Origin of the sequence: Planobispora rosea, assembly GCF_014648175.1 — a bacterium.
GTDB lineage: Bacteria > Actinomycetota > Actinomycetes > Streptosporangiales > Streptosporangiaceae > Planobispora > Planobispora rosea.
This window is the reverse complement of the sequence record NZ_BMQP01000001.1, coordinates 337523-349682: the sequence shown is the minus strand read 5'-3', so window position 1 is coordinate 349682 and position 12160 is coordinate 337523. Positions and strand designations below refer to the sequence as shown.

Here is a 12160-nt window from a genome sequence, read left to right as displayed (position 1 = left end):
ATGAGCATCCGCTCCGCCGGCTGACGTCCGCCGGCGGCGAGACCGGCGCTCCGCCGCACGGCCCGGAAGCCGCCTGATCGGTAAGTGGCTTACCACTGGGTCACAAGTGGCAGGCTGCACAGTTTCCTCCATGTCGCACGATTTTGGAACGTCCACCGCCGGCGCCTACGGCGCCCCCGGTCCCACGCCCCCCGCACACCCCTACGGCACCCCTGCCTCCCCCGGCCCGGGATCGCCTCCGAGGACCAAGACGAAGGTGAAGCCCAGTCTCGGGTGGATCGCCGGCGCCTGGCTGCTCGCGGTGCTCTCCGCGGGCGCCGTCGTCGCGGTCGCCATCGGCAACGCCTTCGGCGCCGTCGACGACGCCACCCCCTCGTCCTCGTTCGCCTCCTACGAGACCGTGACCGTGAGGCTGGACCCGGAGGACGACCCCGCCGTCTACGTCTCCGACCCCGAGGAGAGCCTGTTCAACTGCGCCTTCCAGGGCGACTCCGCCCAGCGGGCCCAGCTGGTCGAGCCCGCCGTGATCACGACGATCGGCGACGAGGGCACGCGCTGGAGGCTGGGCCGGCTGATCGACGTCGAGCAGGCGGGCGACTACCAGCTCCTCTGCGTCGCCAACAACTCCGCGGCGCGCTTCGGCATGGGCAGGCAGCTGTCCGACGACTCCCTGCTGAGCGTCAAGTCCTTCCTGATCCTGGCCGCGGTGCCGGTCGCCGGCTTCCTGCTGGCCATCATCGTGACCATCGTCGTGCCGGTGAAGCGGAGCCGCGCCCGCAAGCGGGCCGGCCAACTGACGCAGGCCAACTGACGCAGGTCAACTGACGAGGTCGCGTACCAGGGCGTCGGCCAGCAGGCGGCCGCGGAGCGTGAGCACGGCGCGGCCCCGCTTGAACGGCTCGGTCTCCAGCAGGCCGTCGGCCAGCGCCCGGGCGACCACCGCCGGCCGGTCCAGCTCGGCCAGCGGGAACCCCTCGGCCAGCCGGAGCTCCAGCATGATCCGCTCCACCGTGCGGTCCTCCGGCGTCAGCACCTCGCGCGCGTGCGCGGGCGAGACCCCCGCGGCCAGCCGCTGGGCGTAGGCCGCCGGGTGCTTGACGTTCCACCACCGGGTGCCGCCGACGTGGCTGTGCGCCCCGGGGCCGACACCCCACCAGTCGCCGCCGGTCCAGTAGAGCAGGTTGTGCCGGCAGCGGCCCGCCTCCGCGCTCGCCCAGTTGGACACCTCGTACCAGTGGAACCCCGCCTCGGTGAGCATGGACTCGGCGATGAGGTAGCGGTCGGCCGCCACGTCGTCGTCGGGCATCGGCAGCTCGCCCCGGCGGATCCGGGCGGCCAGCCGGGTGCCCTCCTCCACGATCAGCGAGTACGCCGAGACGTGGTCGGGCCCCGCCTCGATCGCCGCCGCCAGCGAGGCCCGCCAGTCGTCGTCGCTCTCCCCCGGCGTGCTGTAGATCAGGTCCAGGTTGACGTGCTCGAACCCCGCGTCCCTGGCCTCCCGTACGGCCTGCGCCGCGCGGCCGGGCGTGTGGTGCCGGTCCAGCACCCTGAGCACGTGCTCGCGGGCGCTCTGCATGCCGAAGCTCATCCGGGTGAACCCGCCGCTCCGCAGCTCGGCCAGGTAGGCGGGGTCCACGGACTCGGGGTTGGCCTCGGTGGTCACCTCGGCGTCCGGGGCGAGCCCGAACTCCTCGTCGATCGCGCGCAGGATCCGCACCAGGTCGCGGGCGGGCAGCAGGGTGGGGGTGCCGCCGCCGAAGAAGACGGTCTCGACCGGCGGCCCGGCCGCGCCGAGAGCGGCGCGGGCCCGCCGTACCTCCTCGACCGCGGTGGCGGCGTAGTCCGCGTGCGAGGCGCCCGGTCCGAGCTCGGACGCCGTGTAGGTGTTGAAGTCGCAGTAACCGCAGCGGGTCACGCAGAAGGGCACGTGGACGTAGAAGCCGAAGGACCGCCCGCCCAGGCCGTCGAGCGCGCTCGCGGGCAGCTCGCCGGAGGGCGGTACGGGATCCCCGTCGGGAAGTGTGGATGGCACCTCCCAAGTCTGCCGTCCCCGTCACGGTGCCCGGTACGGCCCGGCCGGTGCGCACGATGCAGCACATTGTGAGAGGGCCGTTGACGGGTGAATCGGCCGGACCTACGATCCGGAGAAACTTAAAGGAAAGTTTCCTATAAGTTATCCCCCCGAACGTGTGGAGAATCCCGTGAAGCGATTCCTCCGGCCGATGGTCGCGGCGGTCCTCGCCACCGGCCTCGCCGCCGTGGCCGCACCGGCCACCGCCCACGCCGAGGCCCAGACCGGCCACGGCGACCGCTACAAGCGGGTCGGATACTTCATCCAGTGGGGCGTCTACGGCCGCCAGTTCTTCGTCAAGGACGTCGACACCAGCGGCGCCGCCGCCAAGCTGACCCACATCAACTACGCCTTCGGCAACGTCAGCCAGGACGGCACCTGCGTGTCCGCCGACGAGTGGGCCGACTGGGGCATGTCGATGGACGCCGCGCACAGCGTGGACGGCGTCGGTGACACCGCCGAGCAGCCCCTCAAGGGCAACCTGAACCAGCTCAAGGAGCTCAAGGCCAAGCACCCCGGCCTCAAGGCGCTGATCTCGCTCGGCGGGTGGAGCGGCTCGAAGTACTTCTCCGACGCCGTCCTCACCCCCGAGAGCCGCAGCAAGCTGGCCGCCTCCTGCATCGACCTCTGGCTCAAGGGCAACCTGCCGGGCCTCCCGGCCGGGACCGGCGCGGGCGTCTTCGACGGCATCGACCTCGACTGGGAGTGGCCCGGCTCCGAGGGCAACGAGGGCAACGTGATCCGGCCCGAGGACCGGCAGAACTTCACGCTGTTCCTCGCCGAGCTCCGCCGTCAGATGAACGAGTACGACCCCAAGAGCGAGATCACCGCCTATCTCCCGGCCTCCGCCGCGAAGATCGACGCCGGCTTCGACGTCCGCGAGGTCTTCAAGAACCTGACCTTCGGCAACCTCCAGGGCTACGACCTGCAGGGCCCGTGGGAGAAGGTCACCGGTCACAACGGCAACCTGTTCACCGACCCGAAGGACCCCCACCAGTTCACCTACAGCGTGGACCAGACCGTCCGCGACTACCTGAAGCGCGGCGCCCCGGCCAGGAAGATCGTGGTCGGCGTGCCCGCCTACGGCCAGGGCTGGACGGGCGTGACCGGCGGCAGGAACGGCCTGTACGGCACCAGCACCGGCCCCGCCCAGGGCAAGTGGGCCGCCGGCACCGAGGACTACAAGGAACTGGTGAAGAAGCCCGGCAAGCGCTACCGCGACCTGCGCACGGGCTCGATGTGGCTCTACGACGGCAACGAGTTCTGGTCCTACGACGACCCGGCGACCGTCACCCAGAAGGCGGCCTACATCCGCCTGAAGGGCCTGGGCGGCTCCATGATGTGGTCGCTCGACCAGGACGACGCCAAGGGTTCGCTCACCTCGGCGCTCTACCGGGTCCTGCGCTGACGTCCTGACGCGCCGGAGGTCCGCCCGCCGGCTCGCGGAACCCGGGCGGGGCCGGGGTCCTGGGTCGCCCCGGCCCCGCCCGGCCCCGGGGCGCGGAACCCGCTTCCGTGACACGAAGGCCCGGTCCGGCACACAGCCGGACCGGGCCTGACGCGTTCGCTGCGGACCCCGGACCCGAACACGCGGGATCCCGGACCCGAGCAGGCGAGACGCCGAGCCCGGAGCAGACGGGACCCCGGGCCCGGAGCACGCCCCCCGGGCTACTTCTTGGGCTTGTCCGTGGACGACTCGGTGGACAGCGCGGCGACGAAGGCCTCCTGGGGGACCTCCACCCGGCCGACCATCTTCATCCGCTTCTTGCCCTCCTTCTGCTTCTCCAGCAGCTTGCGCTTACGGGAGATGTCGCCGCCGTAGCACTTGGCCAGGACGTCCTTGCGGATGGCGCGGATGTTCTCGCGGGCGATGACCCGGGCGCCGATGGCGGCCTGGATCGGCACCTCGAACTGCTGCCGGGGGATGAGCTCGCGGAGCTTCTTGGCCATCTCGACGCCGTAGCCGTACGCCTTGTCCTTGTGCACGATGGCACTGAAGGCGTCGACCGCCTCGCCCTGGAGCAGGATGTCGACCTTGACCAGGTCGGCCTCCTGCTCGCCGAAGGGCTCGTAGTCGAGCGAGGCGTAGCCGCGCGTGCGGGACTTGAGCTGGTCGAAGAAGTCGAAGATGATCTCGCCCAGCGGCATGGTGTAGCGGATCTCGACGCGGTCCTCGGACAGGTAGTCCATGCCCTGCAGGTTGCCGCGGCGGTTCTGGCAGAGCTCCATGATGGCGCCGATGAACTCCGACGGGACCAGCACGGTCGCCTTCGTCACCGGCTCGAAGACCTTGTCCACCTTGCCGGTGGGGAACTCCGACGGGTTGGTGACGGTGACCTCTTTGCCGTCCTCCATGACGACCTGGTAGACCACGTTCGGCGCGGTGGAGATCAGGGAGAGGTTGAACTCGCGCTCCAGGCGCTCGCGGACGATCTCCATGTGGAGCAGGCCGAGGAAGCCGCAGCGGAAGCCGAAGCCCAGGGCCGCGGAGGTCTCCGGCTCGTAGACCAGCGCGGCGTCGTTGAGCTGGAGCTTGTCCAGGGCCTCGCGGAGCTCGGGGTAGTCGTCGCCGTCGATCGGGTACAGGCCCGAGAAGACCATCGGCTTGGGGTGCTCGTAGCCGCCCAGCGGCTCGGTGGCGGAGCGGGAGACGGAGGTGACCGTGTCACCGACCCGCGACTGGCGCACGTCCTTCACACCGGTGATCAGATATCCCACCTCGCCGACGCCCAGGCCCTTGTCAGCGATCTTCGGCTCAGGGGAGATGACGCCGATCTCCAGCGTCTCGTGGGCGGCGCCGGTGGACATCATCAGGATGCGCTCGCGCTTGCCCAGGTGGCCGTCCATGACCCGGACGTAGGTGATCACACCCCGGTAGGTGTCGTAGACCGAGTCGAAGATCAGCGCACGGGCAGGGGCCGCGGCGTCGCCGACCGGCGCCGGGACGCTCGCGACCACGTGGTCCAGGAGCTCACGGACGCCGACGCCGGTCTTGCCGGAGACCTTCAGCACGTCCTCCGGCTCGCAGCCGATGAGGTGGGCGAGCTCGGCGGCGTACTTCTCCGGCTGGGCGGCGGGAAGGTCGATCTTGTTGAGCACCGGGATGATCGTCAGGTCGGCGTTCATGGCCAGGTAGAGATTGGCCAGGGTCTGCGCCTCGATGCCCTGCGCCGCGTCCACCAGCAGAATCGCGCCCTCGCACGCCTGGAGGGACCGGGAGACCTCGTAGGTGAAGTCGACGTGCCCGGGAGTGTCGATCATGTTGAGGACGTAGTCGGTCTCGCCCACCTTCCACGGCAGCCGGACCGCCTGCGACTTGATCGTGATGCCGCGCTCACGCTCGATGTCCATGCGGTCGAGGTACTGAGCGCGCATGGAACGGTCGTCGACCACGCCGGTGATCTGCAGCATGCGGTCGGCAAGCGTCGACTTGCCGTGGTCGATGTGCGCGATGATGCAGAAGTTGCGGATCACCGCGGGATCGGTCTGGCCAGGCTGAATGCGCACCGGTGTCCGTTTCGACGGGATTGATGTGATCAGGAGCTGGTAAATCCAGCCATCTTCTTAGCAAGTTTAGCGAGATGGCCGATGGCTTCATCCCGCAGGGGAAAGCACCCGGCCGTTGACGGGCGGGATGAGTCGCGGTGACATGTCCGGATGACGAAAAGGATCACGGTGCGCCGCATCCTGCGCATCCTCGGGGCGGCGCTGGCCGTACTCGTCGCACCGCCCGCGATGACCGCGGCCTTCTTCTGGCTGGAGTCCACCGGGACGCCCGAGCCCTGGGCCGGGGGCACCGACCACGACGCCCTGTGGCTGGGCCACGCGTGGGTGGACGGCCGCAGGACCGAGGCCGACGTGAAGGCGATGGCCGTACGGCTGCGCGGGACCGGGATCCGGGATGCCTACGTCCACGCCGGCCCTTTCGAGTTCAGCGGGGAGCTTCGCCCGGAGAAGTACCGCAACGCCGGAAATTTTCTGAAATGGTGGCGAGCCGAGCTCCCGCAGGTCCGCGTCTCCGCCTGGCTGGGGCAGAAGGTCGACTACGGCCTCGACCTCGGTGACCCCGCCTCCCGGCAACGTGTGCTGGACGGCGTGCGGGACATCGTCGCCACCGGGTTCGACGGCGTCCACTACAACTTCGAGCCGATCACCAGCGGCGACGAGGGCTTCCTCGACCTGCTCACCAGGACCCGCCCGCTGCTCGGCGGCGGTGTGCTGTCGACCTCGACCCCGCAGATCGAACCGCTGCCCCTCATGCGCCCGGCCGCCCACGCCGTCATCGGCCACGACAAGTACTGGCTGCGGGACTACTTCCGCGAGGTCACGGCCCTCGTCGACCAGGTGGCGATCATGACGTACGACTCGTTCCTGCCGCTCGGCCCGCTCTACCGGGGCCATGTCACCCGGCAGGCCGTCCTCGGCCTCGATCTCGTCCCCGACGGCAAGGCCCTGCTGATAGGCGCCCCCGCCTACCACGACCACGGCGTTCCCTGGCTCGACGCCGCGGAGAGCGTCGCAGCCGCCGCCGAGGGCGCGCGGCTCGCACTGTCCGGGCACGGGGCGCGGCGCGAGGGGTTCGGCCTGGCGCTCTACGTGGACTTCGCGGCCACCGAGGAGGACTGGTCCGAGTACCACCGCTTCTGGCACCGCCCCTGACCCCTCCGGAACGCCGATGTCTCCCGCCGTCTGGCAGCGTCCGCGAGATCGGCAGGGTAGACTGGAAAGGCATCCTTCTGCCTCGTTCGTCGATTTGAGCGACCACCTGGGCAGTTGGTAGCCTGTTCAACTGCGTGTGGCGCGCCCTCTCTGCCCGCGCGCCCCATCCAACGACATCACCGAGGCTTCTTCGTGGCGAACATCAAGTCCCAGATCAAGCGCAACCGGCAGAACGAGAAGGCCCGGCTGCGCAACAAGGCTGTCAAGTCGTCCCTGAAGACGGCGATCCGCAAGTTCCGCGAGGCCGCCGAGCAGGGCAATGTTGACGAGGCCGCCGTGCTTCAGCGCGCCGCCGCCCGCCAGCTGGACAAGGCTGTCAGCAAGGGCGTCATCCACAAGAACCAGGCTGCCAACCGCAAGTCGGCGATCGCCAAGCGCGCCGCCGCCCTGACGGCTGCCAAGTAGTCCGGGTTCCCCACCGGCGCCGCACTCCCGTACGGAGTGCGGCGTTTCGGCGTTCAGCCGAGAACACCGCTTCCCGCCCGCGCCGCGCCCTCCTCACAGGACCGGATCGCCCTCCTCGTCTACTGTCTCCCACCCGGGCCGGTCAGCACGGAGGCGCTGCGCCTGGGCATCCGGTCCGGCGCACGCCACGCCTGGAACCTGCTGCTCGGATCCCTCGTCGGTGACGCCGTCTGGGCGGTGGCCGCCGTCACCACCGGCTCCCTGTCGCTGACCGCGGTGCCGTTCCGGGTGGTTCTCGGCCTGGCCGGAATCGTCTTCCTCGCGGCACTCGCCTGGTCGGCGGCGCGTTCCGCACTGCGCCCCGAGATCGTGTCCGTCATCGAGATCCCCCCGGGCCGGGCGCTGCGCACCGGCGTCCTCCTCTCCCTGGCCACTCCCCTGGCGCTGCCCTTCTGGCTGGGGGTGTCGGCCCAGGTGCCCGCGGGAGAGGCGGCGGTGTTCGTCACCGGATTCCTCGCGGGCGCGCTCGTCTACGCCGTGGCCTGGATCGGGCTCTCCGTGACGGGAGGACGCCTTCTCGGCCCGAGGGCCCTGCGCGCGGTCAACGCCGTCGCGGCCGCGGGACTGGGCTACTTCGCGGTACGGCTCACGCTCGACACCCTCGGACTGCTGACCTGACCCGAACTGCCGACCTGACCCGGACCGCCGACCCGGCCGCGCCCGGCCGGCCGCTCCAGGGCGCCGAGCAGGTCCCTGAGCAGGTCCGCCAGGCGGGCGCGGTCCGCCTCCGGCAGGACGGCCAGCGCCTCGTGCTGCGGCTCCAACCCGGCGGCGACGGCCTCGTCGATACACCGCAGCCCTTCCTCCGTGAGGCTGACCCGAAGGGCCCGGCGGTCGTCCGGGGCAGGGGTGCGGGCGATGAGGCCCGCGCGCTCCAGCCGGTCCAGCCGCCCGGTCATCCCGCCGGAGGTCAGCATGAGGGTGGCGGTCATGGCCTTGGGAGACAGGGTGTAGGGCGCCCCGGCCCGGCGCAGGGTGGCCAGCACGTCGAACTCGCCCCGGCCGATGCCGTACCGCTGATAGATCTCCGCGACACGGTCCGCCATGAGATGGGCGATCCGGTAGATCCGCCCGAAGACCGCCATAGGTGATGCGTCCAGATCGGGCCGCTCCGTGCGCCACTGCGCCACGATCCGATCAACCGGGTCCTCTTCCATGCGCCCATCATAGCTTGACGCTAAATAACTTAGTGCTAAGTTACTTACTAGCAAGCTTGATAAGGAGCCCCATGCCCTCCCCGTGCGCGTTGCCCGACTCCACCGCCCCCGCCCCGACTCCGCCCCCGGCCTCAGGTACCGCGCCGCCGCCCGCCTCCGCAGTCCGGAGCGGTGCCCTGCTGGTCCTCGCCACGGCTCTCGCCCCCGCGGTCTGGGGCAGCACCTACGTGGTGACCACCGAGTTGCTCCCGCCGGACCGGCCGATGTTCACCGCCCTGCTCCGCGCCCTCCCCGCGGGGCTGCTCCTCCTCGCCGTGACCCGTGCCGTTCCCCGGGGCGGATGGTGGTGGCGGGCGGCGGTTCTGGGCGGGCTGAACATCGGGCTGTTCCTGCCTCTGCTCTTCCTGTCCGCCTACCGGCTTCCGGGCGGCGTCGCGGCGGTGCTCGGCGCCGTCCAGCCGCTCATCGTCGCCGTGCTCACCCGCACCGCGCTCCGGGAGAACGTCCCGATCCATCGCGTGCTCGCCGGAGTGACCGCCACGATCGGCGTCTCCCTCGTGGTCCTGCGCGCCGAAGCCGCCCTCGACCTCCTGGGCGTCACCGCCGGGCTCCTCGCGGCAGCGGGAATGTCAGCGGGGATCATCCTCACCCGCTCGTGGGGCAAGCCGGAGGGCGTCGGCGACCTCGCGCTCACCGGGTGGCAGCTCACCGCGGGCGGCCTGATGATCGCTCCGGTCGCCTTCGCGCTGGAGGGCCCGCCCCCTCCCATGGACGCCGCAGCCGTCGGAGGTTATCTCTGGCTGGGCCTCGTCGGCACCGCCGTCGCCTACACGCTCTGGTTCCGCGGCATCAGCAGGCTTCCGGCGCTCCAGGTCTCCCTGCTCGGCACCCTGAGCCCGCTCACCGCCGCCCTGCTCGGCTGGGTCGTCCTCGGCCAGTCCTTCGGCCCCCTCCAGACCGCAGGTTTCCTGCTCGCCATCGCCGCCACCGCCCTCGGCCAGTTCCCCGCTCCGTCTGTCCCGGCCCGGGCAGGACGGGGCACCCGCTCGGGCTTCAAGTGAGGTCGAGGTGGGTCAGCTCGCGACGGGACCGGATACCGAGCTTGCGGTAGGCCCGGTACAGGTGGTGCTCCACGGTGCGCGGGCTGAGGAACAGCTGGGTGGCGATCTCCCGGCTCGTGCCGCCGTTCTTCGCCAGCCGTACGACGTGGAGTTCCTGCGGTGTGAGCCGCTCCAGCGGGTCGGCGGACGCCGGCTGGGTGAACACGACCGACTCCCCCGTCGCCTTCAGCTCCGCCTGTGCGCGCGCTCGCCACGGCGCGGCCCGCAGCCGCTCGAAAGTCCGCAGCGCCGCGCGTAACGGGATGCGGGCCTCGCTGCGGCGGCGGGCCCGGCGCAGCCACTCCCCGTACGCCAGCTCGGTGCGCGCCTGCTCGAAAGGCCGGTTCGCGCGTCGGTGCGCTGCGAGGGCGCGCAGGTAGTCGTCTTCGTCGTCGCTGAGCAGAGCACGGCAGCGAGCGCTGACCGCCTGTGCCCAGGGCTGTCCTCCGGCGCGCGCCCAGGCTTCCAGGCGGTGCAGGGGTTCTTCGGCCCGCTCGGGCTCCTCCAGCCGCACGGCCGCCTCAACCTGTTCGGCTCCGGAAGTGACCACCACCGTCAGATGGCGCCATGGTCCTCGCATGGCGGTCTCGAACCGCTCCAGCACCCGTTCGTAGCGCCCCATGCCCACATCGAGCAGGCACAGCGCGGCGAGACCGGTTACGCCGCCGGCGTCGGCCGGGTCTCCGGCCAGGTGGAGACAGCGCTGCTCGTCGCCCTCGATGGCCGCCACCCTGGCCAGCACCGCGTGCAGCCGCCTCACCCGCTGGTGCATCCCGGTGTCACGGGCGAGCTGGACGGCTTCCGCGACGGATGCCTCGGCATCACGGTGCAGGCCGGCCTGCACCTGCACTCCGGCCAGATGCTGCAGCACCTGGGGCAGCGCTCCCAGCAGGCTCTGCCTGCGCAGCCTCGCCACTTCGGCGGTCGCCAGGGCGGCGGCCGCATCGTCATCGGCGATGACCATCGCGCAGAAAGCGGCCCACTGCGTGGTGGCGTCCTGCGGCGACGTCCGCGACGGCCGGCCGGTGATCTCAGGCGGTGTCTGCAGGGCGAAGCGCTGCAGCAGCGGCAGGCCGCGGGCGTAGTCGTCGTCGACCAGGTGCGCCAGTCCTTGGACCATGGGATCCGGGGTGCCCGCGGCGGCCAGCCGTGCGGCCGCGCTGCGGACCACCTCCGCCTCGCCGGACAGCCACGCGTACCCGGCCGCCGTGCGCACCATGGGCACCATCTGCGCCGGATCCGCGGCGCCGGCCCGTTGCATCAGGGTGCGGGCGGCCGAGCGGCCCTCTCCGCGTTCGAACTCCACCGCCGCCCGTGTCTCGGTCAGTGCGGCCAGGGTGGCGGGCTCGTCCACCAGTTCCTCGGCCTGCCTGACAAGACCTGCGGCGTGCTCGGCGTGGCCGGACGAGAGCGCCAGGGACGCCGCCTGCGCCAGCCGGGCGGCCCGATCGAGCGGGCTCGGGGTGAAAGCCGCGGCCTGCTCCCACAACCCGGAAGCGGCGGCGAAAGCGGCCCGGCCGCGAGCCCGTTCGGCGGCCTCGATCAACGCCGCCGCCAGGTCTTCGTCAGGTGAGGTCGCCGCCGCGGCCCGGTGCCGGATACGGCAGTCCTCGTCGGTGGCCGCATCCGCCAGGACCCGGTGCACGAGGATCCGCCGCGCCAGAGGCGCGCCCTGGTAGGCGGCGGTACGGACCAAGGGATGGCGGAAGGTGATGGCGGCGGCGCTCACCTCGACCAGTCGGGCCTCCTCGGCCTGCGCCAGATCTTCCGGCCCGACCTCCAGCGCCGCGGCGGCGCGCAGCAGCATGGGGAGATCTCCACGGCCTTCGGCGGCGGCTATCAGCATCATCAGGCGGGTCTTGTCCGGCAGCAGGGCGATGCGCGAGCGGAAGGAGGCGAGCACCCGATCGGCGACCGGGATCGGGCCGGCCGCCGTGTGGTAGCGCCTGCGTCCGGCGGACAGTTCCATCAGCGCCAGTGGGTTCCCGTCCGATTCGGCGATCACCTGATCCCGCTCCGCGGGCGGTAGGCCCCGGTGCTCCAGCACGCGGGCCGCATCCTGCCGCGACAGTCTGGGCAGCCGCATCTCGGGCAGGCCGGGAGCGGCGAAACCCTCCTCCCGCGCGGCGAACAACAGCGCGGTCCTTTCGTCCGCGAGGCGCCGGGCGGCGAACAGCAGCGCGTCTGCACTGGCCCGGTCCAGCCAGTGCGCGTCGTCGACCAGGCAGAGCACCGGACCGTCGTCGGCCAGATGAGCCAACAGGGTCATCACGGCCAGCCCGGACAGGAATCTGTCCTGCCCGGCCAGGCCGCCCGGGCCGCCCAGGCCGAGCACCGCGCGCAGGGCGTCCGCCTGCGGCGCGGGCAGGGCGTCGAGGTGGTCCCGGACCGGCCAGAGCAACTGTACGAGCCCGGCGAAGGCCAGATCGGCCTCCGTCTCGATGCCGGTGGCCCGCAGTATCCGCACACCGGAGCCGGCGCAGTGCTCGGCGGCCCAATTCAGCAGCGTCGACTTGCCGATACCCGCCTCACCGCGCAGAACAAGGCCGCCGCTGCGGCCGGCCCTCGCGCCTTCCAGGAGCCTCTCGACCGCGGCCTGCTCACTGGTCCTGCCGTACAGCAACGACGATGCCTTTCGCCCCAAGGTA

At 71.3% G+C, this 12160-nt stretch carries 10 protein-coding genes; 6 read left to right on the top strand and 4 right to left on the bottom strand.

The genetic code is table 11. The annotated features are described in order from the left end of the window. The first annotated feature begins 130 nt into the window (after positions 1–130). Entirely contained in the window at positions 131–811 is a 681-nt protein-coding gene (locus IEZ08_RS01495; protein WP_068922065.1) for a hypothetical protein, read from the top strand. 6 nt (positions 812–817) lie between these two features. On the opposite strand, the gene hemW is transcribed toward IEZ08_RS01495, so the two are convergent. Next, positions 818–2032: a radical SAM family heme chaperone HemW gene (gene hemW / locus IEZ08_RS01490; protein ID WP_068922064.1), complete on the bottom strand. Its 1215-nt coding sequence runs from the start codon at positions 2030–2032 to the stop codon at positions 818–820. A gap of 169 nt (positions 2033–2201) precedes the next feature. Between hemW and IEZ08_RS01485 the strand changes: the two genes are divergently transcribed. After that, positions 2202–3479 (top strand): glycoside hydrolase family 18 protein, encoded by a 1278-nt coding sequence (locus IEZ08_RS01485; RefSeq protein WP_229802843.1) that lies wholly within the window; start codon positions 2202–2204, stop codon positions 3477–3479. A gap of 260 nt (positions 3480–3739) precedes the next feature. On the opposite strand, the gene lepA is transcribed toward IEZ08_RS01485, so the two are convergent. Further along, positions 3740–5578, bottom strand: a complete 1839-nt coding sequence (gene lepA, locus IEZ08_RS01480) for a translation elongation factor 4 (RefSeq protein ID WP_084779713.1) — start codon at positions 5576–5578, stop codon at positions 3740–3742. A 150-nt stretch (positions 5579–5728) separates the two neighbouring features. Between lepA and IEZ08_RS01475 the strand changes: the two genes are divergently transcribed. From IEZ08_RS01475 to IEZ08_RS01465, 3 genes are all read left to right on the top strand, one after another. Beyond that, positions 5729–6730, top strand: coding sequence for a glycoside hydrolase family 18 protein (locus tag IEZ08_RS01475; protein WP_189241495.1), 1002 nt, complete (start codon positions 5729–5731; stop codon positions 6728–6730). A 192-nt stretch (positions 6731–6922) separates the two neighbouring features. Beyond that, positions 6923–7195 (top strand): 30S ribosomal protein S20, encoded by a 273-nt coding sequence (gene rpsT / locus IEZ08_RS01470; protein WP_068922061.1) that lies wholly within the window; start codon positions 6923–6925, stop codon positions 7193–7195. Between the two features lie 36 nt (positions 7196–7231). Then, positions 7232–7873: a LysE family transporter gene (locus IEZ08_RS01465; protein ID WP_189241494.1), complete on the top strand. Its 642-nt coding sequence runs from the start codon at positions 7232–7234 to the stop codon at positions 7871–7873. On the opposite strand, the gene IEZ08_RS01460 is transcribed toward IEZ08_RS01465, so the two are convergent. Beyond that, on the bottom strand, positions 7825–8412 hold the full coding sequence (locus IEZ08_RS01460) for a MarR family winged helix-turn-helix transcriptional regulator (RefSeq protein WP_084779706.1): 588 nt from the start codon (positions 8410–8412) through the stop codon (positions 7825–7827). The two genes, IEZ08_RS01465 and IEZ08_RS01460, sit on opposite strands and share 49 nt — an antisense overlap. 71 nt (positions 8413–8483) lie before the next feature. Here IEZ08_RS01460 and IEZ08_RS01455 point away from each other — a divergent pair, with 71 nt between their 5' ends. Continuing rightward, on the top strand, positions 8484–9473 hold the full coding sequence (locus IEZ08_RS01455) for an EamA family transporter (RefSeq protein WP_084779705.1): 990 nt from the start codon (positions 8484–8486) through the stop codon (positions 9471–9473). Here IEZ08_RS01455 and IEZ08_RS01450 read toward each other — a convergent pair. Continuing rightward, on the bottom strand, positions 9466–12156 hold the full coding sequence (locus tag IEZ08_RS01450; RefSeq protein WP_229802842.1) for an ATP-binding protein: 2691 nt from the start codon (positions 12154–12156) through the stop codon (positions 9466–9468). The genes IEZ08_RS01455 and IEZ08_RS01450 overlap by 8 nt on opposite strands. Positions 12157–12160 lie beyond the last annotated feature (4 nt).